Source organism: Streptomyces sp. NPDC056160 (assembly GCF_042268205.1).
GTDB lineage: Bacteria > Actinomycetota > Actinomycetes > Streptomycetales > Streptomycetaceae > Streptomyces.
The window spans coordinates 94,156-119,490 of the sequence record NZ_JBHJUW010000002.1 but is presented as its reverse complement, the minus strand read 5'-3'; the positions used below and the strand labels follow the sequence as shown (position 1 = coordinate 119,490).

The 25,335-nt window shown below is 72.4% G+C and carries 22 protein-coding genes; 9 read left to right on the top strand and 13 right to left on the bottom strand.

Annotation, left to right across the window (positions count from 1 at the left end; genetic code table 11):
• Positions 1 to 28: 28 nt before the first annotated feature.
• From ACFC02_RS01375 to ACFC02_RS01345, 7 genes are all read right to left on the bottom strand, one after another.
• A complete protein-coding gene (locus ACFC02_RS01375; protein ID WP_376350533.1) occupies positions 29 to 1,009 on the bottom strand; it encodes a VlmB-like protein in 981 nt (326 codons plus the stop codon).
• Between the two features lie 220 nt (positions 1,010 to 1,229).
• Positions 1,230 to 2,282, bottom strand: coding sequence for a phosphatidylglycerol lysyltransferase domain-containing protein (locus ACFC02_RS01370; protein ID WP_376350530.1), 1,053 nt, complete (start codon positions 2,280 to 2,282; stop codon positions 1,230 to 1,232).
• Positions 2,279 to 2,746, bottom strand: coding sequence for a hypothetical protein (locus tag ACFC02_RS01365; protein WP_376350527.1), 468 nt, complete (start codon positions 2,744 to 2,746; stop codon positions 2,279 to 2,281). The genes ACFC02_RS01370 and ACFC02_RS01365 overlap by 4 nt, the downstream gene beginning before the upstream one ends.
• 5 nt (positions 2,747 to 2,751) lie before the next feature.
• Positions 2,752 to 3,642, bottom strand: a complete 891-nt coding sequence (locus ACFC02_RS01360; protein ID WP_376350524.1) for an SAM-dependent methyltransferase — start codon at positions 3,640 to 3,642, stop codon at positions 2,752 to 2,754.
• A 262-nt stretch (positions 3,643 to 3,904) separates the two neighbouring features.
• Entirely contained in the window at positions 3,905 to 5,452 is a 1,548-nt protein-coding gene (locus ACFC02_RS01355) for an AarF/UbiB family protein (RefSeq protein WP_360970388.1), read from the bottom strand.
• Positions 5,453 to 5,608: 156 nt separating this feature from the next.
• Complete coding sequence (locus ACFC02_RS01350) at positions 5,609 to 6,250, bottom strand: hypothetical protein (RefSeq protein ID WP_376350521.1); 642 nt, start codon at positions 6,248 to 6,250, stop codon at positions 5,609 to 5,611.
• A 208-nt stretch (positions 6,251 to 6,458) separates the two neighbouring features.
• Positions 6,459 to 6,995: a sigma-70 family RNA polymerase sigma factor gene (locus ACFC02_RS01345; RefSeq protein WP_360970384.1), complete on the bottom strand. Its 537-nt coding sequence runs from the start codon at positions 6,993 to 6,995 to the stop codon at positions 6,459 to 6,461.
• Between the two features lie 534 nt (positions 6,996 to 7,529).
• On the opposite strand from ACFC02_RS01345, the gene ACFC02_RS01340 reads away from it, so the two are divergent.
• Positions 7,530 to 8,537, top strand: coding sequence for a LacI family DNA-binding transcriptional regulator (locus tag ACFC02_RS01340; protein WP_376350517.1), 1,008 nt, complete (start codon positions 7,530 to 7,532; stop codon positions 8,535 to 8,537).
• A gap of 152 nt (positions 8,538 to 8,689) precedes the next feature.
• Here ACFC02_RS01340 and ACFC02_RS01335 read toward each other — a convergent pair whose 3' ends face one another.
• Positions 8,690 to 9,142 carry a hypothetical protein gene (locus ACFC02_RS01335; protein WP_376350514.1) on the bottom strand — a complete coding sequence of 151 codons (453 nt, stop codon included), beginning with the start codon at positions 9,140 to 9,142 and terminating at the stop codon, positions 8,690 to 8,692.
• A 190-nt stretch (positions 9,143 to 9,332) separates the two neighbouring features.
• Positions 9,333 to 9,755 carry a secondary thiamine-phosphate synthase enzyme YjbQ gene (locus ACFC02_RS01330; RefSeq protein WP_376350511.1) on the bottom strand — a complete coding sequence of 141 codons (423 nt, stop codon included), beginning with the start codon at positions 9,753 to 9,755 and terminating at the stop codon, positions 9,333 to 9,335.
• A gap of 58 nt (positions 9,756 to 9,813) precedes the next feature.
• On the opposite strand from ACFC02_RS01330, the gene ACFC02_RS01325 reads away from it, so the two are divergent.
• On the top strand, positions 9,814 to 10,893 hold the full coding sequence (locus ACFC02_RS01325; protein WP_376350509.1) for an NAD(P)-binding domain-containing protein: 1,080 nt from the start codon (positions 9,814 to 9,816) through the stop codon (positions 10,891 to 10,893).
• Positions 10,894 to 10,971: 78 nt separating this feature from the next.
• On the opposite strand, the gene mltG is transcribed toward ACFC02_RS01325, so the two are convergent.
• Both mltG and ACFC02_RS01315 read right to left on the bottom strand, forming a co-directional pair.
• Positions 10,972 to 11,886 carry an endolytic transglycosylase MltG gene (gene mltG / locus ACFC02_RS01320; protein WP_376350506.1) on the bottom strand — a complete coding sequence of 305 codons (915 nt, stop codon included), beginning with the start codon at positions 11,884 to 11,886 and terminating at the stop codon, positions 10,972 to 10,974.
• Between the two features lie 43 nt (positions 11,887 to 11,929).
• Complete coding sequence (locus tag ACFC02_RS01315) at positions 11,930 to 13,804, bottom strand: ABC transporter ATP-binding protein (protein WP_376350503.1); 1,875 nt, start codon at positions 13,802 to 13,804, stop codon at positions 11,930 to 11,932.
• Between the two features lie 166 nt (positions 13,805 to 13,970).
• On the opposite strand from ACFC02_RS01315, the gene ACFC02_RS01310 reads away from it, so the two are divergent.
• Positions 13,971 to 14,426 (top strand): MarR family winged helix-turn-helix transcriptional regulator, encoded by a 456-nt coding sequence (locus ACFC02_RS01310; protein ID WP_376350500.1) that lies wholly within the window; start codon positions 13,971 to 13,973, stop codon positions 14,424 to 14,426.
• A gap of 359 nt (positions 14,427 to 14,785) precedes the next feature.
• Here the strand turns inward: ACFC02_RS01310 and ACFC02_RS01305 are convergent, their stop codons facing one another.
• Positions 14,786 to 15,352, bottom strand: coding sequence for a L,D-transpeptidase family protein (locus tag ACFC02_RS01305; RefSeq protein ID WP_376350497.1), 567 nt, complete (start codon positions 15,350 to 15,352; stop codon positions 14,786 to 14,788).
• 635 nt (positions 15,353 to 15,987) lie between these two features.
• On the opposite strand from ACFC02_RS01305, the gene ACFC02_RS01300 reads away from it, so the two are divergent.
• The 4 genes from ACFC02_RS01300 (at position 15,988) to ACFC02_RS01285 (ending at position 20,852) form a co-directional block, all read left to right on the top strand.
• Positions 15,988 to 18,027, top strand: a complete 2,040-nt coding sequence (locus ACFC02_RS01300; RefSeq protein WP_376350495.1) for an ABC transporter transmembrane domain-containing protein — start codon at positions 15,988 to 15,990, stop codon at positions 18,025 to 18,027.
• Positions 18,024 to 19,805, top strand: coding sequence for an ABC transporter ATP-binding protein (locus tag ACFC02_RS01295; RefSeq protein ID WP_376350492.1), 1,782 nt, complete (start codon positions 18,024 to 18,026; stop codon positions 19,803 to 19,805). The genes ACFC02_RS01300 and ACFC02_RS01295 overlap by 4 nt, the downstream gene beginning before the upstream one ends.
• Before the next feature lie 249 nt (positions 19,806 to 20,054).
• Positions 20,055 to 20,528 (top strand): DUF5709 domain-containing protein, encoded by a 474-nt coding sequence (locus tag ACFC02_RS01290; protein WP_376350490.1) that lies wholly within the window; start codon positions 20,055 to 20,057, stop codon positions 20,526 to 20,528.
• 66 nt (positions 20,529 to 20,594) lie between these two features.
• The gene (locus ACFC02_RS01285) at positions 20,595 to 20,852 is read left to right on the top strand and encodes a type B 50S ribosomal protein L31 (RefSeq protein WP_376350487.1); all 258 of its coding nucleotides are present in this window, start codon (positions 20,595 to 20,597) and stop codon (positions 20,850 to 20,852) included.
• A gap of 83 nt (positions 20,853 to 20,935) precedes the next feature.
• On the opposite strand, the gene ACFC02_RS01280 is transcribed toward ACFC02_RS01285, so the two are convergent.
• Entirely contained in the window at positions 20,936 to 21,730 is a 795-nt protein-coding gene (locus ACFC02_RS01280) for a metal-dependent hydrolase (RefSeq protein ID WP_376350484.1), read from the bottom strand.
• On the opposite strand from ACFC02_RS01280, the gene ACFC02_RS01275 reads away from it, so the two are divergent.
• Both ACFC02_RS01275 and ACFC02_RS01270 read left to right on the top strand, forming a co-directional pair.
• The gene (locus ACFC02_RS01275; RefSeq protein ID WP_376350481.1) at positions 21,729 to 24,389 is read left to right on the top strand and encodes a DEAD/DEAH box helicase; all 2,661 of its coding nucleotides are present in this window, start codon (positions 21,729 to 21,731) and stop codon (positions 24,387 to 24,389) included. The genes ACFC02_RS01280 and ACFC02_RS01275 overlap by 2 nt on opposite strands.
• Before the next feature lie 61 nt (positions 24,390 to 24,450).
• Positions 24,451 to 25,317, top strand: a complete 867-nt coding sequence (locus tag ACFC02_RS01270) for an acyl-CoA thioesterase (protein ID WP_376350478.1) — start codon at positions 24,451 to 24,453, stop codon at positions 25,315 to 25,317.
• The last annotated feature ends 18 nt before the right edge of the window (positions 25,318 to 25,335 follow it).

The following is a 25,335-nucleotide window of genomic DNA, read 5'->3' as shown; positions in this document are numbered from 1 at the left end:
CGGTGTCGTGCAGGATGCGGGGGCCTCCTCACGGCGCGAGCCCCATGTCGGCGAGGCGTGCCCGCTGGGTGGTCTCGGCCCACTCGGCGGCGGTCACCATCCGTTCCTCGGCGGTGGTGTCGGCCAGCCGGCGGCCCGGCCACACCTCGTAGTCACCGGCGATGTCCCGGTGCTGTTCGAGGCCCTGCTGGTAGAGCTGCTCGCGCCGCAGGGTCAGTTCGCGCACGGGCAGCCCGGACCACAGCCCGGTGCCGCGGGCGATGAGGTCGCCGATCCGTTCCCGCTCCTCGGGGTGCCGTTCCAGGTGCCGCCGGACGATGGTGGTGCCCACCGACAGGTGGCGGATCTCGTCGATGCCGGCGGCCCGTTCGATCTGGGCGGCGGCGGGGTCGAAGGGCCGCCACTTGCGTTCGCTGAGTTCCGCGGTGGGCGCGAGGACACCCTCCACCAGGACGGTCAGGGTGATGACACCGCCGATGTAGTCCCGCTGGTCGCGCAGGACTTCGAGGCCGAACTCCTCCAGCGGAGCGAGGACCGCGTCCCGGTCGGCGCCGGCGAGTTCCTCCATGGTGGCTTCGAGGTCGCTCTCCTCGACGCCGAGTTCCAGGAGGTGGCCGCGGAAGGCGTAGGCGTGCCGGGCCTCGTCCATCAGCTGGGTGGTGTAGAAGTCCATCCCGCTGAGGTCGGGGGCGTGGGCGACCAGGTAGGAGATGGCGCGGGCCGCCTTCTCCTCGGCCATGGAGCGGAAGGCCAGTTCCTGCATCACGGCCTGCCGCAGCGGTCCTTCGCACAGCATGTGCTCGGGCACGGTGATGTCAGGGGTGCGGCCCATCGGGTCCCCTGCGAGGGTGCCGTCGGGGACTGCGCGGAACCAGTAGCCGAGGTCGCAGCCCTCCGGGGTCAGGTCGGCGTGCAGCGCGCCGTCGAGGAGGCTGGGGGCGCGGTGCCGGTCGGCCTCCGCGGGGATCGCGGTGGTGCGGGCCGGGCCGTGGGCGACGGATGTGGTCATTTCTGCCTTTCTGCTCATGCTCGGTCGTGCCTGTTGCCGAGGGATGTGCCGGTCGTGGCTGTCGGCGGGGCGTGCTTCGGTCGTGCCGGTCGGCGAGGACGTGCGGCGGTCGCGTCTGTCCGGCGAGGGGCGTGCTTCGGCCACGCCGCTCGGCAAGGGGTGCTTCGGTCGCGCCGGGCGGTGAGGGTGTGCCGGGCGGTGAGGGTGTGCCGGGCGGGGGTCACACGGCCTTGGTCAGCCGCATCAGCCGCCACACGGCGCCGGGGGTGACCCCGCCCTGGAAGGCCAGGTACTCGGGTTCGATCAGCTGCGGGCGCCACTTGAGCTTGAACGACTCCTGGGTGGCCGCAGGGTAGATGGCCTGCCCCTTGGCGGCGAGGAGTTCCAGGGAGCGCCGCAGCACGCCGCTGGTGGGCCCGAAGGCGCACGCGTCCGGCCGGAGCTGGACGAACGGGGTGAAGCCGAGGTGGAGCCAGGCGCACTCCTCGTCCTGGAAGCGGCGCAAGGCGGTGGCGAAGACCATCTCGACCGTCCCGGGCGGGGCGTCCGGGAGCCGCCGCGTCAGGTCGTAGAGCCAGCCGCCGCGCTCGCCGAAGACGGGCGAGTACGACACGTAGGCGACCGTCCGTCCCGCGTGGCGGGCGGTGAACAGCCGCCGGTGCGGTGCGCCGGGACCGCCGCGCTCGCCGATGAGGAAGTCCAGCTCCTTCACGTGGCGGCCCTTGTCGCGCAGCCAGGCCCGGTCGACCGCGTCGAGGACCGCGGTGACCTCCGGGTCGGCGCGCTCGCCGGCGGTCACCTCGGTGACGGTGACGCCTTCGCGGCGGGCCCGGTTGACCATGTTGCGCACCTTCACCATGCGCTGTCCGCCGAGGCTGTATCCGTCGAGGTGGATGCTGAAGGAGGCGCCGAACTGGTTGACGGTGAACCCGTGCCGGGCGTGGAGTTCGGCGGCCGGTCGCGGGAGCTGGACGGCGGTGACCCGGCGGCCCTCGCTCCCGGCCCGCTCCAGCAGGGCGGTCAGCAGCCGGTCCCGGTCGTCGGCGGCGCAGACCGGGCCGCCCAGCGGGAACAGGTGCCGCCGGCCGCCTTCCCGGTAGGGGACGAAGCCGTCGACGCCGGCCGTGCGGAAGCGGCGGTTGCCCGCGTTCAGGGCGAGGAAGGCGCTGCTGTGACCGGCGTGGCGGCGCAGCATGCCGTAGGCCTCGTCGTCGGCGAGGGACTGCGGCGGTTGCGGTCGCGGGGACGGCTGCCGGGCCTGCCGGGTGCTCATCGGGTGGCCGCCTGGTGCCAGGGCACGGACGCGAAGTCGCGCAGCGCGGACTGCACCGAGGGGTGCGGGCGGGGTTCGAAGGACACGGTGAAGGACTTGACGAAGTTGCCGAACAGGGCGCGGTCGCCGAACAGGTGGATCGGCAGGACGAGCAGCGCCCATTCCCAGCCGTGCGCCAGCACCCAGGCGCCGAGGACCGCGCCCTGCACGCTCAGGCTGTGCATGGTGTTGTACAGGACGTAGTAGACGCGGGAGATCCGCCGGTCGGGGCTGCGGTGGTAGGCGACGGCGCCCGGCAGGTAGCCGATCAGGTCGACGTAGAGGAAGAGCACGGCGGCGACCCACCAGCGGACCTCGGCGAGGTGGGCCAGGAAGAACCCGGCGGCCACGAGGAGTCCGAGCAGGTACTCCAGGCGCAGCAGCCGGTAGGTGGTCGGTGTCTGGCAGAGGTTGTGACCGTCCATCGCACTCACCGCCCGCCGGCGGGCCGGGTGGCGGTCACCAGGAGCATGCTCTGCTTCTCCAGGCCCGGGTGAGCGGCCAGGTGGGGTGCGAAGCGTTCGAGGGCGTACGGCAGGGAGAGCAGGTCGGCCACCTGGGCGTCCCAGCCGCGCTCGCCCCACCAGTGCTCGGCGTCCGCGAGGTGCCACACCCACGGTGTGCCCGAGCCGGACAGGGCCTCCAGCCAGGGCCGGACGAAGGGCGAGTCGGCGGCGTCGGCGTTCAGGCACTCCGCGCCGAGCGAACTGCCGGGCGCGGACAGCTCGCCGACGGTGGCGACCAGGCGGTCCACGGCCTCGGGCGCCAGGTAGAAGAGAAGCCCCTCGCACAGCCACGCGGTGGGCCGCTCGGGGTCGAACCCGGCGGCCAGCAGCGCGCCGGACCAGTCGGCGAGGAGGTCGGCGGGGACGGGGACACGCCGGGCGACGGCCGGCGTGTGCGCGGCGACGATGCGTTCCTTGAAGGCGTGCACGGCCGGCAGGTCGACCTCGAAGAGGTCGACCGAAGCGGGCCAGTCGAGCCGGTGGGCGCGGGTGTCGAGCCCGGCGCCCAGCAGGACCACCTGCGGGCAGCCGGCGCGGGTGGTGGCGAGGAGGTGGTCGTCGAAGAACCGGGTGCGCACGGCCAGCCAGTCCGGGAGCACCTGCTGGAGCAGCCCGCTGCCGGGCGGGGTGCCCACCTCACGGGCACGGGTGAGGAACTCGGCGGCCAGCGGGTCGTCGAAGAGGGCGTCGGCGCGGGCGGACTCCTGGGCACGCATCCGCACGGTCCACAGGGCCGTTCCGGAGACGCCGTCCAGCCTGGCGGAGGCGGACTCCGTCTCGTGGGGGGTGTCGTCGTGCGGCAGCAGCATGGGCATCGGTCGAGATCCTTCGTCGGAGGGTGCGCACACGGATGGTTCGCCGGGACGTGCGGCGGCGCCGGGGCACCGGCCGTCCGGGCGCCCGGCCCGCCGGGCCGGTTCGGCAGGCGAGGTCGGGGGCGACCGGCGAACGGCCCGGCAGACGCTCGGGTCGGCGGGGTGTGCGGCGTCGGTCGGCTTGGTGGGGCGGCGGGTCAGTGGGTCGGCGGTGAGTGGGCCGGCAGCGCTGCGGGTCGGCGGAGCGGGATGGCGGCGCGGCTCAGCGCGGTGCGCGGCGGCGGTCGAGCAGGAGGGCCGCCGCGCCCAGGGCCATCAGGCCGCGCGAGGGCGACCAGGGGCGCTGGCCGCCCAGGGAGGAGGGCGTGTACGGCTCGTTGACCTGCAGGGCGAAGCGGCGGTTGGCGGCGTCCGCGAGCACCCCGCGCCACTGCTCGGGGCCCGAGGTCACGGCGGTGAGCAGGTCCATGGTGTTGCGGGCGACCTGGTCGAGGGAGAAGTACTCGCGCAGCAGGGAGACGATGATGCCGCGCACCTCGGACTTGAAGACCTCGGCGAGGGCGATGTCCGGCGCCAGGCAGCGCACCGAGCCTTCGAGGTTGGCGAAGGACTTGCCCAGCAGCGAGATGGACGGCGCGGAGCCGATGCCGCGTCGTGTGGCCTTCTCCAGCACGGTGGTCAGGGACACCCCGAAGTTGATGTCCTCCAGGGACGCCGTGGCCACCTTGGGTACCAGTGCCGCCATGTCGGAGGCGAAGGCCGGCAGGTTGGACCAGGCCGTGACGCGGCCCATGTCGGCCCAGGCCCAGGCCAGTCCGTGCCCGTCGTTCTGGGCGATGGACATCAGCAGCGGCAGCAGACGCAGGCTGGTGCGCCGGTCGAGCCGGCCGACCATGCCCCAGTCGATGAGGGTGGCCGGACCGCCCGGCCGGGCGAACACGTTGCCCGCGTGCGGGTCGGCGTGGAACATCCGGTCGACGAAGTAGCCGCGGTACATGAACCGCAGCAGGTCCTTGCCCATGTCCATGCGTTCGCGGTCGCTGAACGCGCGCCGGTCGGCGTGGCGGACGGAGGTGCCCGGCGCGAGCGACTGCACCAGCACCTTGGGCGTGGCGTGGACGACGCGGGGCACCTCCAGGGTCGGGTAGCGGCGGATGTTCTCGCGCGCCTCGTCCATGTTGCGGGCCTCGCCGGTGAAGTCCAGCTCGGGCTCCATGGCGTCGAAGATGGAGTCGAGCATCGCCTCCACGTCGATGACCTCGTTGAAGCGGGGCGCGGTGCGCGCCAGGATCCGGGACGCTTTGCGCATCAGCGCCATGTCGGCGCGTACGGTGTCGCGGATGCCGGGGCGCTGCACCTTGACGACGGCCGGCCGCCCGCCGGGCAGTTGCACCCGGTACACCTGGGCCAGCGAGGCGGCGCCGAGCGGGCGGGTGGTGTCGACGTCGTCGAAGCAGAGTTTCCAGTCCGGGCCCAGCTCCGCTTCGAGGACGGGCTCGAAGACGGAGAACGGCTGGACGTCGACCTGGTCGTGGAGGTTCTGGAGTTCGGCGATCATGGCGGGGGGCACCATGTCGGGCCGCGTGGACAGGATCTGCCCGAGCTTGACGTAGAAGGGGCCGAGACTCTCCAGGGCCTGGCGGACCGCTCGCGCACGGCGGGCCCCCTCCCCCTCGGAGGACGTCCCCACGGGCGGGGACTCCCGGCCGAACTGCCGCCTGGTCCGGGCCAGTTGGCCGACCTCGTCGGTGACGAGGCTTCCCAGCACCTTCACCACCAGCCGGAGCCGGCTGCCGAGCGGGGCACTCATGTGCCACATCCTCCTGATGTCTGACGGACGTCCCGGCGGATGTCCGGGACGTCCCGGCGGATGTCCGGGACGTCCCGGACGGATCGCGTCGGTCCTGTGAGGGGTCACCGGGCGGGAGGGGGCTTCCGCCCGGTGAGCACGGGAGCCGGGACGGGCTCAGGTGGCCTTGCGGGCGGCCGGCGTGCTCACGCCGGCGAGCGGTCCCGCGACCTTCTGGACGTTCTCCAGCACGCTCGCCAGATTGCCGACGAGTTCGGTGAGCTGGGCGAGCTGGGCGGGCAGCGCGGCCAGCCCCTCGGCCATGCCCGCCGCACCGGACACGGCCGAGGCCGCGCCGCCCGCGACCTGGCCGAGCGCACCGAGCGGGTTACCGCCGCCCGCGAGCGCACCGAGCGGGTTGCCGCCGCCGGTGAGGGCGCCCAGGGGGTTGGCGGCGCCCGCCACGCCGGTCAGCGCGGCCAGCGGATTGGCGCCCCCGCCGCCGAGCGCCGCGAGCGGGTTGCCCGCGGCGCCCGTCAGCGCGGCGAGCGGGTTGCCGCCGGCCGCGGCGTTGGCGGCACTGGCCAGCGCCGCGACGGGGTTGGCGACCCCGCCGAGGGCGGAGAGCGCGCTGACGGTCCGGAGCACGTCACCGGGGAGGCCGGTGAGCGCCTGGTACGGGTTGACCGGGCCGAGCCAGTCGAGGGCGCTGCGGTCGTCGTCCTTCCGGTCGAGGATCTCGTCGAAGGCCTTCTTCGTGCTGTCGGCGATGTCCCCGATCAGGTCCTTGATGGTGTCCTGCGTGTTGTTCTTCGCCACGGCCACTTCCCTTTCATGTGCCTCACGGAGCCCAGAGGAACAGTCCCCCGAAATCCGGAGTTGATTTTTCATGGAGCCCGATCGATGAGCCCCGAAATACGATCCCTCAACCAGAGGGATTATTCTCGTGAATTCCACCGGCCGCCGCACTCACGGAACTCGCGAAATCCACGGAACGTGTCGCCGATCGCACGCGATCATTTATGGTTCAGGCCATTGCACCGTCCAGCGCGCGGGCGCACACCAGGCGCAGCCGGGCCCGCCCCCGGGTGAAGGCTCCCTCTGCGGCCTTCACCGAGATCTGGTGCATCCGCGCGAATTCAAGCGTGGAGATCCCCTGGGCGCGGGCCAGCACCACCTGGCGCTCCCGGCCGCGCAGCAGGTCGACCTGCCCGAGCAGCCAGCGCCCGAAGTCCTGGTCGCAGACCCCTTCGTCGGGCAGTTCGGGGGCGCGCGCATCAGCGGCACGCCGCAGCAGCCGACGACGTCGTTCCTGCTCACGGTAGTGATCGACACACAGGCGCAGGGCGACCGACGTCAGAAAGGGGCCGATCCGCTCCCGGTCCAGGTTTCCGTGCGCGGCGGCCCGGAGCATTGCCTCCTGTACGCAGTCCTCCGCGTCCTGGGCGTTCGGAAGTCGGCGGCGCACCAGCCGCATCAGGCGTTCGCGGTGGCCGGCAATGACATCCCAGGAGAATTCCCGCTGGAACTCTTTTGAACGATTGAACTCTTCAGAACAGTCCACGAAATCCCTCCGCCCGTCACCCGGGAAAGTGTCCTGCCCGGAACATCAGCAAACAGGGGATCTGGACGTCCACTCATCCGCGTGAAGGTCGCAAGAGGCGCGGTACCTCAGGTTCCGCTTCGTGCTAGCGTGCCATAAGAAAGAGGCCAGAGGGCTGCCTTCCGGAAGGCTCCCGGCGATGGATTCGCTCAGCGGAAACGTACCGCCAGGCGCGGAAACGTCCCAGCACTGGGTAAAGCGTGACAGGTTTCCGTGTCGGGTTTCCCGCGGGCACGGACAGCACCCCGTGCCCGGCCGGCGGATCGCGCGGGAGCGCCGCCGCTCGCCCGGCTGATACGTTCACGTAAACATGCGGTGCCGACCTGCCCCCACCGCACCGGTACGGGCTACGGGTGGCCGCGACGCGCCGCCCCGGCCAGCGCACGGATGAGGGAGACGGTGGAAGCAGCGGACAGCGCCTCGGCGCGCGGTGGGCGGCGCTCCCGGACCACGACGGCCGCGGGGCGCACCGCCGGACGCAGGCGGAGCGTGTCGATGGCGGACGTGGCACGTCTGGCCGGTGTCTCCTCGCAGACCGTCTCCCGTGTCTCCAACGGCTTCCCGGGGGTGAACGAGCAGACGCGGCAGCAGGTCCTCGCCGCCATGAAGGAACTCGGCTACCGGCCCAACAGCGCGGCCCGCGCCCTCAAGCGCGGCGAGTTCCGCACCATCGGCGTCATCACCTTCACCCTGTCCACCACGGGAAACATGCGCACGCTGGAGGCCATCGCCACCTCGGCCGCGCAGGAGGGGTACGCGGTCACCCTGCTCCCCGTCGCGGTGCCCACGCAGGACGAGGTCCGCGGCGCCTTCTCCCGGCTCGGTGAACTCGCCGTCGACGCAGCCATCGTGATCATGGAGGTGCACCTGCTCGACGCGGCCCGGCTCTCCCTGCCGCCCCACATCACCGTGGTCGTGGCGGACTCGGACGCGGGCGACAGGTACACCGTGGTCGACACCGACCAGACCGGCGGGACCCGGGACGCGGTGCGGCACCTGCTCGGCCTCGGACACCGCACGGTGTGGCACCTGGCCGGCCCCGAGGAGTCGTTCGCCGCGCAGCGCAGGGCCGACGCCTGGCGCGCGGCACTGACCGAGGAGGGGCGGGTGCCGCCGCCGGTGGTGCGCGGCGACTGGTCGGCGGACTCCGGCTACCGCGCGGGCCTCCACCTCGCCGGGCAGGAGGACTGCACGGCGGTGTTCGCGGCCAACGACCAGATGGCGCTGGGGCTGTTGCGGGCCCTGCACGAGCGGGGGCTCAGGGTGCCCGAGGACATCTCCGTCATCGGCTTCGACGACATTCCGGAGTCCGCGTCCTTCCTGCCCCCGCTCACCACCGTGCACCAGGACTTCGCCGAGGTGGGGCGCCTGTGCGTGGAAGGGGTCCTGCGCCAGGTCCGCGAGAGCGGGACGGAGCGCGGCACCACGCTCGTCCCCACCCGGCTGGTGGTCCGGCACAGCACGGCGGCGCCCCGCCCCCGCGGAAGCGGTGCCACGACGTGACCTCCGCGGACCGTCGATTGCTGGGCCCCGGAACCTGCGTGAGCACCCCGTCCGGCCATCCGGTCCGCGCGAGGTGACCACCCCCGCTGCCCGGCCGGATCTCCGGCCGCGGCAGGCCCTCGCGACCGAACGGGCCACCGGGGCGCAGCAGTTCACGTCTTCGGAGGTGCGGAGTTCCAGCACCGTACGGCGTCCTGCCGACCGGTGCGCGGCGCCTTGCCGGTCGGGCTCACCCAGTGTCGATCGACTCGATCCAGCGGTACCCCGGCGGGCGAGGCGGCACACCGCGAGACCGGCGCCACGGACGTGCGCCGCGGGCGTGGCAGCGTGCTGGGCGAGCGTGGGGCGGACGGGTCGTCGTTGCGCGAGGCTCGTCTGCCCTCGGCCTCGGCGGTCTGCGCCCCCTTGATGACGCGCGGCCCGTGGTGCTCCACCGAGGGCATGAGCGTGCCGCCCACGAAACGCGTCGCCCTCGGACCGCAGGCCCCGCGCACGCCCTCCCCCGGCAGGGCCGCCTGCGCCCGGCACGGCAGCGCGCTGCCGCCGCGCATGCGCCGGACCAGACCGTGACCGGCCGGCAGTGCGGCGCCTGCGCCCGCGGTCACCGTTGCTCCGCCGACTGCACCTGGGCCGCGCGAGCCGCACGATGCCGTGCTTGCGGACCGCGGCGAGGATCCGCTCCTGACGCTCGCCGACGGGTGGCGTCGCAGGTCCTTACCTTCCGCGCGCAGAGACGCGCAGTCGGGCGTCCCACAGGCCCGCGCCGTCCGCCCGCCCGCCCCGCGTCCGTCCCGGTCAGCCGAGGAAGCTCAGCCTCACCCGGCGGTCCGGGTTGTCCACATTGGTGTCCACCAGGCACACCGACTGCCAGGTGCCCAGTTCCATGCGTCCGCCGAGAACCGGGACGGTCGCGTGTGGCGGGACGAGGGCGGGCAGGACGTGGTCGCGGCCGTGACCGGGGCTGCCGTGGCGGTGCTGCCAGCGGTCGTCGGCGGGCAGCAGCGTGTGCAGGGCGGCCAGGAGGTCGTCGTCGCTGCCCGCGCCCGTCTCGATGATCGCGATACCGGCCGTGGCGTGCGGTACGAACAGGTTCAGCAGGCCGTCACGGCCGTCGGAGGCCTCCCGCAGGAAGGTCTCGCAGTCGCGGGTGAGGTCGACGATCCGCTCCCGTGAACCGGAGGCGACGTTCAGCACTCGGGTGGTGAAGGCGTGTGACATGCGCCCATCCTCGTCGATCCCGGGGAAGATCCGCGCCCCCCACTCGGTTGGTGCCTGCGTGAACAGCACACACGAGGTCGACGTGGTCGTCGTCGGTGCCGGTCAGGCCGGCCTGGCCGCCGCCCATCACCTGCGGCGCACCGGATTCGAGCCGGATCGCGACTTCGTCGTGCTCGACCACTCCCCCGGCCCGGGCGGCGCCTGGCAGTTCCGCTGGCCGTCACTGACGTACGGCAAGGTGCACGGGATGCACGCGCTGCCGGGGATGGAGCTGACGGGCGCCGACCCGGCGCGGCCGTCCGCGGACGTCATCGGCGAGTACTTCGCCGAGTACGAGCGCATGTTCGACCTGCGGGTGCGGCGGCCTGTGGACGTACGCGCCGTGCGCGAAGGCCCCGGTGGGCGGCTGCTGGTGGAGACCTCGAAGGACGTGTGGTCGACGCGCGCGCTGATCAGCGCGACCGGCACCTGGGACCGTCCGTTCTGGCCGCGCTACCCGGGTCAGGAGACCTTCCGCGGGCGGCAGTTGCACACCGCGCAGTACGCCGGTCCGCGGGAGTTCGCCGGGCAGCGGGTGATCGTGGTGGGCGGCGGCGCGTCCGGCACCCAGCACCTCATGGAACTCGCGCCGTACGCGGCCGCCACCACCTGGGTGACCAGGCGGCCGCCGGTCTTCCGCGAGGGGCCCTTCGACGAGTACGCGGGCCGTGCCGCGGTCGCGCTCGTCGAGGAACGGGTCCGCCGAGGACTGCCGCCCCGCAGCGTCGTCTCGGTCACGGGCCTCCCCCTGAACGACGCCGTGCGGCAGGCACTGCGCGACGGCGTCCTGGACCGCCGGCCCATGTTCGCCCGGATCACGCCCGACGGAGTGGAGTGGCGGGACGGGCAGCGCCTGGCGGCCGACGTCATCCTGTGGGCGACGGGGTTCCGGGCCGCACTGGACCACCTGGCGCCGCTGCGGCTGCGCGAGGCGGGCGGCGGCATCCGCGTGGAGGGGACCAGGACCGTCGCCGATCCGCGTGTCCACCTGGTCGGTTACGGTCCCTCGGCGAGCACGGTGGGGGCCAACCGGGCGGGGCGCGCGGCCGTCCGGGACATCCGGCGGCTGCTGGCCGGGGAGCCGGCCGTGGCCGCGTGAAGACGCGGCCGTCGTCGCGCAGGACACGACCGGCGCCGCCCGAGGGTCCGGAGGGGGGACCGCCGCATCGGCTCCGGCTCAGCTCGTGGTCGGTTGCGCACCGGGGCTGTGACCCGGCTGCGCGCTCCCTGCCCGCCCGGGGCTCTGCCGCGCCGGGGTCTGTCGGGCAGGGCTCCGTCGCAGGTCCTCGAACTCCTCGACGTCGCGCTGGTGCTGGGCGTAGTCGGAGGTGAAGCGGGTGTCACCGGGCTTGACCGTGACGAAGTACACCCAGTCACCCGGAATCGGGTCGTACACGGCGCGCAGCGCGTCCTCGCCGGGGTTGTCGATGGGGGTGGGCGGCAGCCCCATGCGCCGGTAGGAGTTGTACGGGCTGGTGATCCGCGTGTCCTCGGCGGTGGTACGGGCCGTGGTGCGGCCGAGACCGTAGTTCAGGGTGGAGTCCATCTGGAGCGGCATGCCGAGCTCCAGCCGGTTGAAGACCACCCGCGCCACCTTCCCCATGTCGGCCCTGGTGGCGGACTCCGCCTGGACGATGCTCGCGATGGTCACCGCCTGGTAGAAGGTCAGCGAGGAGCGGGGAGCGCCCGCGGCGGCCGGCGCCGCGGAGAACTTCCTGCCGGCGGTGGTGACCATGGCGGACAGCAGCGACCGCGGGGTCGTCCTGCCGTCGACCGGGTACGTCGCCGGGAACAGGTACCCCTCCGGATTGCCCTCCGCCGCGTCCGGCAGCTTCAGACCCGCCTCGGCGGCCGTCTGCTTCGTGCTGCCGGGCGGCAGCGCGAGCGCCTTGTCGACGGCGGCGTAGACCTGGGCGGCCCGCCAGCCCTCCGGGATCACCAGCGTGCGCGGGCGCACCGCTCCGTCGCTGCGCAGGGTCAGCAGCGGCACCACCACGGCGGCGCCGGCCAGGACGGCCCCGGACACGAGGAGGACCAGTCGGCCCCGCCGCGTCAGCGTGACGGTCTTCCGTGACGGAGTGTTCGCGCGCATGCGGGCACGGTAACGCTCCGAAGTTCACAAACCCGGCATATCGTCAGTTTGTCGGCTCCATTCTGACGCTTCTCGACGACTCCGGCCGGGCGTCCTTGGCCGGCTCCGGCCGGGCGTCCGCCGCCGGTTCCGTGCGGGCGTCCCGGCGGACCAGTGCCGCGTAGCGGCCGTCCAGCTCCAGCAGTTCCTCGTGTGTGCCGCGCTCGGCCACGCGGCCCGAGTCGAGGACCACGATCTGGTCCGCGCCGCGGACGGTGGACAGACGGTGCGCGATGGTGAGCGTCGTGCGGTCGGCCGACAGCGCGTCGATGGCCTCCTGGACGGCGGCCTCCGTACGGGTGTCCAGGGCGCTGGTGGCCTCGTCGAGGAGGAGGACCGGCGGATCGCGCAGGATGGTCCGGGCGATGGCCAGGCGCTGCTTCTCGCCACCGGAGAAGCGGTGGCCGCGCTCGCCGACGACGGTGTCGTAGCCGTCGGGCAGGGCCGCGATGTGGTCGTGGATCTGGGCCGCCTTCGCCGCCGCGCGCAGCTCCTCGTCGGTGGCGTCCGGCTTGGCGAACCGCAGGTTCTCGGCCACCGAGGCGTGGAAGAGGTACGTCTCCTGCGAGACCACGCCCACCGCGCGGGCGAGCGTGTCGAAGTCCAGGTCGCGCACGTCGACGCCGTCGAGCGTGACCCGGCCCCCGCTCACGTCGTACAGCCGCGGAACCAGGTAGCCGAGCGTGGACTTGCCGGCCCCGGTCGGTCCGACGACGGCCAGACTGCTGCCCGCCGGGACCGTCACGTCGACGCGGTCGAGGATCGGGGCCCCCTCGCCGTCGTAGCGGAAGGAGACGTCCTCGAAGCGGACCTCGCCCTTGACCCGTTCGAGGCGGACCGGCCGCTCGCGCTCGGTGATGTCGATCGGCAGGTCGAGGTACTCGAAGATGCGCTGGAAGAGGGCGAGCGAGGTCTGGATCTGCACCCCGGTGGACAGGAGGCTCACGGTCGGCCGGAACAGGCCCTGCTGGAGTGAGACGAAGGCGACGATCGTGCCGAGGGAGACCTTCGGGCCGCCGAGCTGGAGCGCGACACCCGCGGTCCAGTAGATGACCGCCGGCATGGCTGCCATGACGATGGTGATGACGGCCATGCGCCAGCGCCCGGCCATGTTGGACCGCACTTCGAGGCCGACCAGGCTCTCGGACTCCGCACCGAAGGACGCGGTCAGCGAGTCCGAGCGGCCCATCGTCCGGCCGAGCAGGATGCCGCTGACGGACAGCGATTCGGTGACCGTGGCGGCCATCGCGGCCATCTGCTTCTGCCGCTGGGTGGCGATCTTCTTGCGCTCGTTGCCCACGCGGCGGCTGATCCACACGAACACCGGGAGCAGCAGCAGCGAGACGACGGTCAGCCGCCAGTCGAGCGCGGCCATCGCGACGATCGTGGCGACCACGCTGGTGATGTTGGAGACCAGCGAGGTGGCGGTGGAGGTGACGGTGGCCTGCATGCCGCCGATGTCGTTGGCGATGCGGGACTGCACCTCACCGGTGCGGGTGCGGGTGAAGAAGGCCAGGGACATGCGCTGCAGACGTCCGTAGACGGCGGTGCGCAGGTCGTGCATGACGCGCTGGCCGACGGTCGTGGAGATCAGGGTCTGCAGCACACCGAAGACGCTGGTGAGCACCGCGCTGAGGATCATGCCGGCGGCGAGCAGGCTCAGAAGTCCGGTGCGGCCCTGCGGGATCGCGACGTCGAGGGTCTCCCTCAGCAGGAAGGGCGTGGCGACGGAGACCAGCGAGGAGGCGCCGACCAGCAGGCCGACGACCGCGAGACGGCCGCGGTAGGGGCGGAACAGCCTGAGGATGCGACGGACCTGCCGGGGCTGTTCCTTGGCGTCGGCGGGCGGGGTCCAGGAAGGGTGACGGTCGGGGTGCATGGGCTCCTACGGGGGTGAGTGGGCTCTGCGGCCTTCGCGCGCCCCGGCCGTGGGTGCGGTCGGCGGCGCTTCCGGAAGCCTCTCCGGGCGCTGCCCGGGCGCTCCTCGGATGCTAGCTCATTGTTACCTATGCTCATAATGAATGTCGTCCTGTTATTGTTCCCGCATGACGACCCCCGACCCCGACGGCCTCCTCGCCGAGCAGTTGCTCCGGCTGACCCGCCGGGTGCACCGCATCCAGAAGCGCCATCTGGAGCAGCACGCGCTCGGCATCACCCCGGCCCAGTCGCGGCTGCTGCGCACCCTGGCGCACTTCGGCGAGCCGCCGCGCATGGCGGACCTCGCCGAGTCCCTGGAGGTCGTCCCCCGCGCGGTGACCACGCTCGTGGACGGACTGGAGGCCGGCGGAAAGGTGCGCCGTGTGCCCGACCCGGCCAACCGCCGGGTGACGCGCATCGAGTTGACAGATGAGGGGCGCGGCGCCCTGCGCGAAGTGCGCGGGGCACGCCTGTCCGCCGCCGAGGAGATCCTCGCGCCCCTCACCGACCGGCAGCGCGCCGCGCTCGGTGAACTGCTGGACACTCTGGTGGGCACGGTACCCACAGGGCAACACCGCTGCTGAACGGGGCGCTGACGCGACGGCGGCGGACGGAGCGGCCGGGGCCGTGCGCGCGCTTGTGCACCGAGGGCGCGGTCGCGGGCGCGCACGCGGGGCGCACACCAGGGCGCGTACGGGTGGAGAGCAACGGACCGCGTACAGGTGGGGCCCGCGGGGGCATGTGGGGGGGGAGAGCGCACCGGGGGCGTGTACGGGTGGAGCGGGCCGGAGGGCTGGCGCGCCGGGGGACGTACGGAGTGACGCACCGGGGCGCATACAGTGCGCTGTAGAGCACCTGCGGGGTGACGCGCGGGGCGCCTGGGGTGGGGAGCGGCCACGACAACTGTGCGGCAGGGCCGTTCGAACGGGCGCCGCGCTCCCGGCTAGGCCTGCAGATCCGCCCTGTCCCCCATCACCACCACCGGCTTGTCCTCCGGGTCCAGTCGGCGCAGCAGGTACTGCATGGCCGACTCCGGAACACTGATGCAGCCCAACGTGCCGTCGCCGTGGTCCAGATGGAGCCAGATGCCGCCGCCCTTCCCCTGCCCCAGGGGGCGGGTCGGGTCGTCGGGACGGTTGCCCGGCTGACGGTTGTAGTCGATGGCGATGACGTAGTCGAAGTCGTGCCAGTGGGCCTCGTCCCAGTAGTAGGGGGTCTCGAAGGCCTCCTCGTCCTGGGTGTACGACAGTCTGGTGCCGGGGTCGTCGAGGAGACCGCCCGCGTCGGAGAGCGTGAACACTCCCACGGGGCTGCGCTCGTCGCCCTCACGATGGTCGGTGCTCCAGCCCTGCTTGCCGTTGTGCGAGGCCCAACTGTCGACCTGCTCCCACGCCGTCCCCCGCTTCTCGTACAACACAAGGATGGAATCCGGGGAGTTCACGCCCTCCCCGTACACCGCGACGACCTGCCGGGTGCCCACCGGGACCCGCTTCCAGATCCGTTCGCCCACCCCCGGGACACGGGCCGGCTTCGTCGCCGGAACAGGCCGGGCGGTCCCCGAAGGGCCTCCTGGTCTGGGGACGTCTGTGTGGCGGACCTCGGTCCGCGGACCGCCACAGGCGGCCAGAGCCGTCAGAGAGAAACCACAGGCCGCCACCGCGACCATCGCACGCCTTACGCCGCCTCTTCGCATGGCTCCATGGTGGCCATCACGAACCTGACGATCTACTCGAGATTGGTCCAAACAGCGTCATCGTCTCCTCTTTGGAGGGTGCCGGGCGCGCCGATCGGGCCCTGAGCAGGGGTCGAGGAGGTACGGGAACATCGCGCCGAGGCACCCGGACGGATGGCTCCGCGGAAACCTGGAGCACCGAGGGGAGGCCGGACGCCGGGCGCATGCGAAGCCGCGAGCCGGGCGCGTGCGGAGGGCGTGCACCGGACACACGCGAGGTCGGGCGCCCGGCGGGCGCGGAGGACGTGCGCGGTCGGGCGCCGGGGCACGGTGCCTGGCGCCTGCCGCGACGTCAATCCCGTTGCCGCGCAGCGGAAAACCGCTTGCCTCCGACGACTCCGCGAAGCGAACCTGTCACGGCTCGTCGCCGCCTCCGCGGCCCCTCCGCCCCTGACCCGAACCACTGGGACGTCATGCAGATTCAAGACCTTCCGTATCCCGACCCGGGGGTGCCCGACGCACGCTCGGGTCCTCGATTCCTGTGGTGGCTGGGGCGGAACCAGCTCGGCGGCCAGCTGAGAGCACTGGCCTGGGGGCTGCTGCACTTCTCCTCCGTCTCCGCGTTGCCGTTCTGCGTCGGCCTCGCCGTCCAGGCGGTCGTCGACCGCTCCGGCACCCGACTCGCCCTCAGCGGTGGCCTGCTCGCCCTGGCCTGCGCGGGCAACGCGCTCGGCGACACCTTCCTGCACCGCGCCGCCGTCACCAACTGGATCACCGCGGCGGCCCGTGTCCAGCAGCTCCTGGCCCGCAGAACCGCCCAGTTGGGCTCGGCGCTGACCCGGCGGGTCGCCGCCGGCGAGGTGGTGGCCGTCTCCACCGCTGACGTCGAGAAGATCGGCTGGTTCGTGGAGGCCGTGTCCCGCTTCACCGCGGCAGCGGTCACCATCCTGCTGGTGGTCGTCGCCCTGCTCGTCTACCAGCCCGCGCTCGGCGTTGTGGTCGCCGCGGGCCTGCCGGTGCTGGCCCTCGCCGTGCTCCCCCTGCTTCCGCGCGCGACGCGACGCGCCGACGTGCAGCGCGAGAAGGCGGGCCGCGCCACCGAACTCGCCTCGGACACCGTGGCCGGTCTGCGCGTGCTGCGCGGCATCGGCGGCGAGGAACTGTTCCTGGAGCGCTACCGCCGTGCCTCCCAGGAGGTCAGACAGGCAGCGGTGCGCAGCGCTCGGATGTGGTCCCTGCTCTCCGCCATCCAGGTGCTGCTGCCGGGGCTGCTCCTGATCGCGGTCGTCTGGTACGGCGTGCACCTGGCCCGCGCCGGCCGGATCACCGTGGGCGAACTCGTCACCGTCTACAGCTCCGTCATGGTCCTCACCTACCCCTTGCGGCACTTCGAGGAGATCGCCATGGCGTACTCCTTCTCCCGGCCGTCGGCCACACGCGCGGCGCGCGTACTTTCCCTGGAGCGGACCTCCACCGGCGGGATTCCCGCCGCGGAGCGGCCGGCCGCGGACCGGATCCCGGCCGAGGAGCGCACTGCCACGGAACGGAACAGGGCCCCGGTGGCTGCCGGCACGGGATCGACCCCCGACGTGGGACCGACTGCCGAAGCGGAACCGGTCCCCGAGGCGGAACGGACCCCCGACGCGGATCTTCCTGCCGTGCAGCGGGGTACGCCGCGCGCCCCGGGCGGGGACCTGTACGACCCGGTGACGGGGCTGCTCGTCCCCGACGGGAGTCTGTCCGCCGTGGTGTGCGGCGACCCCGACGCGGCGGGCCGACTGGCAGAACGCCTCGGGGGCCACCCCGAGGAGCCAGGCCCCTCGGTGCTCCTGGGCGGCGTCCCGCTCGACGAACTGCCGCTCGAACTGGCGCGCACTGCCGTCCTGGTCCAGGACAAGGACCCGGTACTGCTCTCCGGTTCCCTGCGGGAGCTGCTCGACGTCCCTGCCTCGGGCGATGTCACGGCCGAGGCGGCGCTGGCGGCGGCGCAGTGCGGCGACGTCCTGGCGGCACTGGAGCAGGCGTCGCCGCTCGCGGAGGACCCGATGGACGCTCGGATCACCGAGCGCGGGCGGTCCCTCTCCGGCGGCCAGCGCCAGCGGCTCGCCCTGGCCCGCTCCCTCATCACCGACCCCGAGGTACTGGTCCTGGACGAACCGACCTCAGCCGTCGACTCCCACACGGAGGCGCGGATCGCACGGGGCCTGCGAGAACTGCGTGAGGGGCGCACCACCGTGGTCTTCACGTCGTCACCGCTGGTCCTGGAACGCGCCGACCGCGTGGTGCTGCTCCACGAGGGCAGGGTCGCCGCGATCGGCACCCACCGCGACCTGGTGCGCACCGATGCCCGGTACCGGTCCGTGGTGACCCGCGAGACGGACGAGGAGCGCGCGGCGGGTGACGGGGAGCGCGCCCTGCCCGGCGAACAGCGCGCCTCGGACGGCGTACCGGACCACGGCGGCTCCCTGCCCAGCGCGCTCGAAGAGCTCGAAGAGATCGAGGAGACAGCATGATCGGCGTGGCCCCGCCGGTGTACGACCCGGCGGCTCCGACGACGGCCGACACCCTGCCCGTCGGCGCTCCCGCGACCGTACGCGCCTACGTGAGCGAACTGCTGCACCGGCACCGCCGGGAGTTCGTGCTGCTCGTCACCGTCAACACGGTGTCGGTCCTCGCCTCCATGGCGGGTCCATGGCTGCTCGGCGACCTGGTCGAGCGGGTCTCGGACGGGACCCGGGAACTCCGTCTCGGTCTGACCGCCACCTTGTTCGTCATCGCTCTGCTCGTACAGGCCGTGTTCGTGCGCGAGGTGCGGCTGCGCGGTGCGATGCTCGGCGAGCGGATGCTGGCCGACCTGCGCGAGGACTTCCTCGTCCGGGCGGTCGGCCTGCCGCCCGGTGTGCTGGAGCGGGCGGGCACCGGTGACCTGCTGTCGCGCATCACCACGGACATCGACCGGCTCGCCAACGCGATGCGCGAGGCCGTGCCCCAGCTGGCGATCGGTGTGGTGTGGGTGGTTCTGCTGCTCGGTGGCCTGGTCGTCACCGCGCCGCCACTCGGTGCGGCCGTGCTGCTGGCCGTGCCGTTGCTGGTGGCCGGCTGCCGCTGGTACTTCCGGCGGGCGCCCTCCGCCTACCGCTCGGAGGCCGCCGGGTACGCCGCGGTGGCCGCCGCGCTCGCCGAGACGGTCGACGCGGGCCGCACCGTGGAGGCGCACCGGCTCGGTGAACGCCGCATCGCCCTGTCGGAGCGGCGCATCAAGGAGTGGACGGCGTGGGAGCGCTACACGCTGTGGCTCCGGTCGGTGCTGTTCCCGGCCATCGACGTCACCCATGTGACGGTGCTCGCCTCCGTGCTCATGGTCGGCGGCGTGTTCGTGCTGCAGGGCTGGATCGGGATCGGCCAGCTGACGACGGGCGCACTCATCGCGCAGATGCTCATCGACCCGGTGGGGCTGATCCTGCGCTGGTACGACGAACTGCAGGTGGCACAGGTGTCCATCGCGCGGCTGGTCGGCGTCCGCGACATCGAGCCGGACGCCGGGGACGCCTCGCTCGCTCCCGAGGGACGGGAGGTGCACGCGGACCGGGTCCACTTCGGCTACCGCGAGGGCGTCGACGTGCTGCGCCAGGTGTCCCTGAAGGTCGCCCCCGGCACCCGTCTGGCCCTGGTCGGTCCGTCGGGCGCCGGCAAGTCCACGCTGGGACGGTTGCTCGCCGGTATCTACGCGCCCCGCGACGGCCGGGTCACCCTCGGCGGTGCCGAACTGTCCCGGATGCCCGCGGAAGGTGTCCGATCCCACGTGGCCCTCGTCAACCAGGAGCACCACGTGTTCGTGGGCTCGCTGCGCGACAACCTCCTGCTCGCCCGTACCGACGCGGTGGACGCCGAGCTGTGGGCGGCGCTGGGCGCCGTTGACGCCGACGGCTGGGCCCGGGCCCTCGACGCGGGTCTGGACACCGAGGTCGGCTCGGGCGGCCTCGCGCTCACCCCGGCCCAGGCACAGCAGATCGCGCTGGCCCGGCTGGTCCTGGCCGATCCGCACACCCTGGTCCTGGACGAGGCGACCTCGCTCCTCGACCCGCGCGCGGCCCGGCACCTGGAGAGGTCGCTGGCCCGGGTCCTCGACGGGCGCACGGTCGTGGCCATCGCGCACAGGCTGCACACGGCGCACGACGCGGACGTGATCGCCGTGGTCGAGAACGGCCGGGTCAGCGAGCTGGGCAGTCACGACGAACTGGTCTCGGCGGACGGCGCGTACGCGGCGCTGTGGCGCTCCTGGCACGGCTGAAGCGGAGCAGGCGGTCCTGACTGCCCGCGGCACACGGGCCGCCAGGTCGACGGGCCCGGCGGGCCGGGGCGCTCGCCGGAGGCCGCGGACGGCGCGGGGCACGGCGGCGGGCCGCCGCCGTGCCGTTGCGCGGTCCCGAACCGGGGTGGAAGGCTGGAATGAGGCAGCGGCTCGGGGAGCGCCCGGGAACCGTCCGGTTCGCGCCGGGCGGCGAGAGTACGGGCCCGTCCCCACCACCTGGAGGTACCCGTGGACAGCGCCGACGGATGGGGAGACGACGTCTACCAGCCCGATGACGACTCCGAGATCAAGGAAGACACCGGAGTCCTGGACTCGGAGGACACCCTGGAGTACGACGGGGTGGACGATCCGCTGGACCGTGGCTGGTCGCCGCCCGAGCGGCCGTGGGCCGTGGAGCACATCGGGGTGACCGCGGCGGAGCGCCGGCAGGGCGAGACCCTGGAGCAGCGCCTGGCCGAGGAACTGCCCGACCTCGCCGCGCCGGACGGTGACGGCATCGGTGACTGCGAGGGCTCCGACGGGGAACTCCTGGACGACGAGGTCGGCGCGGCGCGCTCCGGGCGCCTCGTGGCACCCGACGAGGGCGTGCACGAGGACGACGAGAGTGCAATGGTCGCCACGGACGTCGGTATCGACGGCGCCGCCGCCTCCGCCGAGGAGGCCGCGATGCACGTCGTCGACGAGGACACCCTGTACGGCTGACCCCGTCGCCCGCCCGCCGTCGCCGCCGTTGCTTCCCGCGCCGCCGCCGCACGTCAAGGAGTGCTCATGCAGCAGGACAAGCATCCCGACTACCACCCCGTGGTCTTCCGCGACCGAGCTGCCGGCTACGCCTTCCTGACCCGGTCGACCGCCGCCAGCGACGAGACCATCGACTGGGACGACGGGGAGACGTACCCGGTCGTGGACGTGGAGATCTCCTCGGAGAGCCACCCCTTCTACACCGGCAAGGCCCGCACGGTGGATTCCGAAGGCCGGATCGCCCGGTTCGAACGCCGCTACGGCAGCGGCTCGGGGCAGGGCTGAGGGCGGACACGACGGCCCGGTCCGCCGTCCGCGCGAAGACCGGGCAGGGGGCCGGCCAAGGTGTCGCGGGGCCGACGAGCGGCTCAGATGACGTTCAGCGCGGCGGCGCAGCCCACCCCGCCCAGCACCATGAACACCGGCATGAGCACCTTGAGCTCGACCCAGCTGCCGGCCCGGAAGCGCATGGCCTTGGGCGGCCCGATGGGGTGCCAGCGCCTGCGGCCCAGCGGTATCGGCCACAGGATGGGGCAGCCGGACACGGTCAGCGCGTCCCCTATGTCGTGCACCAGCGCGCCCAGCACGATCGGCAGCCCCAGCCACAGGTACTCCTGGCCCGGCGCCGTGAAGAGCCAGTCGGAGCCGTTGCCGGGCTGGTCGAGGATCCCGGCGAGGATCCAGGCACTCGTCCCGGCCAGCAGCCACACCAGGATGTCGCTGCTGGATCCGCGGGCCGCCCGCCACAGCAGGCCCTCGATGGCCAGCACCATGTGCGCGAAGAGGATCGCGAGCACCGCCCAGCGTCCGCCGGTGATCGCCGCCGCGGAGGCGCCCGCACCGATCAGGACAGCCCACAGCCAGGTGTGGGTCAGCGTCCGGTGGCCACCGGAGCGGCGTGGGTCGCCCTTCTTGCGTGTCGCCTTGTAGACGGCGTAGGACAATTTGTCGACGATCTCGCAGAGCCAGTGGGAGAGGGGTCCGAAGGCCCGCGAGATGGTGGCCGCCTTGTGGTCCAGGTCCGGGGCGAGCGCGGCCCCGGCGCAGATCAGCGCCCCGACCAGCAGGACCGGCCAGGGCATCGGGTGCCCCGCCGCGGCGGTCGCCGCACCGACGCCGAGCCAGGCCGCGGCGCCCGACAGTGAGTGTGCTGGTCCCATCATGGCCGTTCCCCGCCCCATTCGTCGTGTGCTGCCTCCCAGTTGGCCCGGTGCGCTGAGAGTGCGTCGGCGACACAGCGTAGCGGTCGTGATCTTCGCTCCGGCAGCCGATTCCCGCCCGGGCCGGGCGGCCAGGCAAGATGGGGGCGTGACCCTCATCGATCAGCTGCCGCCGAACGCCGACCCCGACGCCCTCTACGAAGCCTTCGACGCGTGGGCCCAGGAGCGGGGTCTCACGCTCTACCCCCACCAGGAGGAGGCGCTGATCGAGGTGGTCTCCGGGGCGAACGTGATCGTGTCGACGCCCACCGGCTCCGGAAAGAGCATGATCGCCGCCGGTGCGCACTTCGCCGCCCTGGCCCGGGACGAGGTCACCTTCTACACGGCTCCGATCAAGGCACTGGTGTCGGAGAAGTTCTTCGAGCTGTGCAAGCTGTTCGGCACCGAGAACGTCGGCATGCTCACCGGCGACGCCTCCGTGAACGCCGACGCGCCCGTCATCTGCTGTACCGCCGAGGTCCTGGCCTCGATCGCCCTGCGTGACGGCAAGGACGCCGACGTCGGCCAGGTCGTCATGGACGAGTTCCACTTCTACGCGGAACCCGATCGCGGCTGGGCCTGGCAGATCCCGCTGCTCGAGCTGCCGCAGACGCAGTTCGTCCTGATGTCGGCCACGCTCGGTGACGTCTCGTTCTTCGAGAAGGACCTCGCCCGTCGTACCGGCCGCCCCACCGCCGTGGTCCGCTCGGCGACCCGTCCGGTGCCCCTGTCGTACGAGTACCGGCGCACCCCGCTCACCGAGACCCTCACCGATCTGCTGCAGGCGCGGCAGGCGCCCGTCTACATCGTGCACTTCACCCAGGCCCAGGCTGTGGAGCGGGCTCAGGCGCTGATGAGCATCAACATGTGCTCCCGTGAGGAGAAGGAAGAGATCGCCGAGCTGATCGGCAACTTCCGTTTCACCACGAAGTTCGGCCGCAACCTCTCCCGGTACGTACGGCACGGCATCGGCGTCCACCACGCCGGCATGCTGCCCAAGTACCGGCGTCTGGTGGAGAAGCTGGCGCAGGCCGGTCTGCTGAAGGTGATCTGCGGCACCGACACGCTCGGGGTGGGCGTCAACGTCCCGATCCGCACGGTGCTGTTCACGGCGCTCACCAAGTACGACGGCAGCCGTGTGCGCACCCTGCGGGCCCGGGAGTTCCACCAGATCGCCGGCCGGGCCGGGCGGGCGGGTTTCGACACGGAGGGCTTCGTCGTCGCGCAGGCCCCGGAGCACGTCATCGAGAACGAGAAGGCGCTCGCCAAGGCCGGAGACGACCCGAAGAAGCGCCGCAAGGTCGTCCGCAAGAAGGCGCCCGAGGGGTTCGTCGCCTGGTCGGACACCACCTTCGACAAACTCATCGCCTCCGAGCCGGAGCCGCTGACCTCCCGCTTCCGCGTGACGCACACCATGCTGCTGTCGGTGATCGCACGTCCCGGCAACGCGTTCGACGCGATGCGGCACCTGCTGGAGGACAATCACGAGCCGCGCCGACAGCAGCTTCGGCACATTCGGCGGGCCATCGCCATCTACCGCTCGCTGCTCGACGGCGGCATCGTCGAGAAGCTCGACCAGCCGGACGCCGAGGGCCGGATCATCCGCCTCACGGTCGATCTCCAGCAGGACTTCGCCCTCAACCAGCCGCTGTCCACCTTCGCCCTGGCCGCCTTCGAACTGCTCGACCCGGAGTCGCCGTCCTACGCGCTGGACATGGTGTCCGTCGTGGAGTCCACGCTGGACGACCCGCGGCAGATCCTGGCGGCGCAGCAGAACAAGGCACGCGGCGAGGCCGTGGCCGCGATGAAGGCGGACGGCGTCGAGTACGAGGAGCGCATGGAGCGCCTCCAGGACGTCACCTACCCCAAGCCGCTGGAGGAACTGCTCTTCCACGCGTACAACACCTACCGCAAGAGCCATCCGTGGGTCGGTGACCATCCGCTGTCGCCGAAGTCCGTGATCCGCGACATGTACGAGCGGGCCCTGACCTTCACCGAACTGGTGTCCTTGTACGAGCTGGCGCGCACCGAGGGCATCGTCCTGCGGTACCTCGCCAGCGCCTACAAGGCCTTGGAGCACACCGTCCCGGACGACCTGAAGTCCGAGGACCTGCAGGATCTGATCGCGTGGCTGGGCGAGACGGTGCGCCAGGTCGACTCCAGCCTGCTGGACGAGTGGGAGCAGCTGGCGAACCCGGCGGAGATGACCGCCGAGCAGGCGCAGGAGAAGGCCGACCAGGTCAAGCCGGTCACCTCCAACGCGCGCGCCTTCCGCGTCCTGGTCCGCAACGCGATGTTCCGTCGCGTGGAGCTGGCCGCCCTCGACCAGGTCGAGGAGCTGGGCGAAATGGATGCCGAGTCCGGGTGGGACGCCGAGGCGTGGGGGGAGGCCATGGACGCCTACTGGGACGAGTACGAGGACCTGGGCACGGGCCCCGACGCCCGTGGCCCGAAGCTGCTGGTGATCAAGGAGGAGACGCAGCACGGGTTGTGGCGCGTGCGGCAGATCTTCGACGACCCGAACGGCGATCACGACTGGGGCATCAGCGCGGAGGTGGATCTGGCAGCCTCGGACGCCGAGGGCCGGGCTGTCGTCCGGGTCACCGCTGTCGGACAGTTGTGAACGGACGCCGGTCAACCGACCCCGCATGCCGGTCAGCTGTGAACACAGGAGAACCCCACCCATGACGAACCCGGCCGAGAGGCTTGTCGACCTGCTGGACCTGGAGCAGATCGAGGTCAACATCTTCCGTGGCCGCAGCCCGCAGGAGTCCCTGCAGCGGGTCTTCGGCGGCCAGGTGGCCGGCCAGGCCCTCGTGGCAGCCGGGCGCACCACGGACAGCGACCGCCCGGTCCACTCCCTGCACGCGTACTTCCTGCGGCCCGGCCGTCCGGGGTTGCCGATCGTGTACCAGGTCGAACGGGTGCGGGACGGGCGGTCCTTCACGACCCGCCGGGTCACCGCGGTGCAGCAGGGCCGCACGATCTTCAATCTGACCGCCTCCTTCCATCAGGCCGAACAGGGTGGTTTCGAACACCAGCTGCCGCCCGCCCGCAAGGTTCCACCTCCGGAGTCCCTGCCGACGGTCGCCGACGAGGTCCGGGAGCACCTGGGCGCGCTGCCTGAGCAGCTGGAGCGCATGGCGCGCCGCCAGCCCTTCGACATCCGTTACGTGGACCGGCTGCGCTGGACCGCCGAGGAGATCGAGGATGCCGAGCCGCGCAGCGCGGTGTGGATGCGTGCGGTCGGGCCGCTCGGCGACGATCCGCTCGTGCACACGTGCGCGCTGACCTACGCCAGCGACATGACGCTGCTGGACGCCGTGCGCCTTCCCGTCGAGCCGTTGTGGGGGCCGCGTGGCTTCGACATGGCGTCGCTGGATCACGCCATGTGGTTCCACCGGCCGTTCCGGGCGGACGAGTGGTTCCTGTACGACCAGGAGTCCCCGATCGCGACGGGCGGACGCGGTCTTGCCCGGGGCCGCATCTTCGACACCGAGGGGCGGCTGCTCGTGTCGGTCGTCCAGGAGGGGCTGTTCCGCCCGGTGTAGGCGGCCGGCGGCCGGCGC

Excerpts from the sequence above, each read along its gene's own strand:
- ACFC02_RS01285 (WP_376350487.1), top strand. The coding sequence starts at position 20,595 with ATGCAGCAGGACAAGCATCCCGACTACCACCCCGTGGTCTTCCGCGAC.
- ACFC02_RS01375 (WP_376350533.1), bottom strand. The coding sequence starts at position 1,009 with ATGACCACATCCGTCGCCCACGGCCCGGCCCGCACCACCGCGATCCCC.
- ACFC02_RS01360 (WP_376350524.1), bottom strand. The coding sequence starts at position 3,642 with ATGCCCATGCTGCTGCCGCACGACGACACCCCCCACGAGACGGAGTCC.
- mltG (WP_376350506.1), bottom strand. The coding sequence starts at position 11,886 with ATGCGCGCGAACACTCCGTCACGGAAGACCGTCACGCTGACGCGGCGG.
- ACFC02_RS01300 (WP_376350495.1), top strand. The coding sequence starts at position 15,988 with ATGCAGATTCAAGACCTTCCGTATCCCGACCCGGGGGTGCCCGACGCA.
- ACFC02_RS01370 (WP_376350530.1), bottom strand. The coding sequence starts at position 2,282 with ATGAGCACCCGGCAGGCCCGGCAGCCGTCCCCGCGACCGCAACCGCCG.
- ACFC02_RS01315 (WP_376350503.1), bottom strand. The coding sequence starts at position 13,804 with ATGCACCCCGACCGTCACCCTTCCTGGACCCCGCCCGCCGACGCCAAG.
- ACFC02_RS01295 (WP_376350492.1), top strand. The coding sequence starts at position 18,024 with ATGATCGGCGTGGCCCCGCCGGTGTACGACCCGGCGGCTCCGACGACG.
- ACFC02_RS01330 (WP_376350511.1), bottom strand. The coding sequence starts at position 9,755 with ATGTCACACGCCTTCACCACCCGAGTGCTGAACGTCGCCTCCGGTTCA.
- ACFC02_RS01270 (WP_376350478.1), top strand. The coding sequence starts at position 24,451 with ATGACGAACCCGGCCGAGAGGCTTGTCGACCTGCTGGACCTGGAGCAG.
- ACFC02_RS01340 (WP_376350517.1), top strand. The coding sequence starts at position 7,530 with ATGGCGGACGTGGCACGTCTGGCCGGTGTCTCCTCGCAGACCGTCTCC.
- ACFC02_RS01355 (WP_360970388.1), bottom strand. The coding sequence starts at position 5,452 with ATGAGTGCCCCGCTCGGCAGCCGGCTCCGGCTGGTGGTGAAGGTGCTG.
- ACFC02_RS01310 (WP_376350500.1), top strand. The coding sequence starts at position 13,971 with ATGACGACCCCCGACCCCGACGGCCTCCTCGCCGAGCAGTTGCTCCGG.
- ACFC02_RS01280 (WP_376350484.1), bottom strand. The coding sequence starts at position 21,730 with ATGATGGGACCAGCACACTCACTGTCGGGCGCCGCGGCCTGGCTCGGC.
- ACFC02_RS01365 (WP_376350527.1), bottom strand. The coding sequence starts at position 2,746 with ATGGACGGTCACAACCTCTGCCAGACACCGACCACCTACCGGCTGCTG.
- ACFC02_RS01275 (WP_376350481.1), top strand. The coding sequence starts at position 21,729 with ATGGCCGTTCCCCGCCCCATTCGTCGTGTGCTGCCTCCCAGTTGGCCC.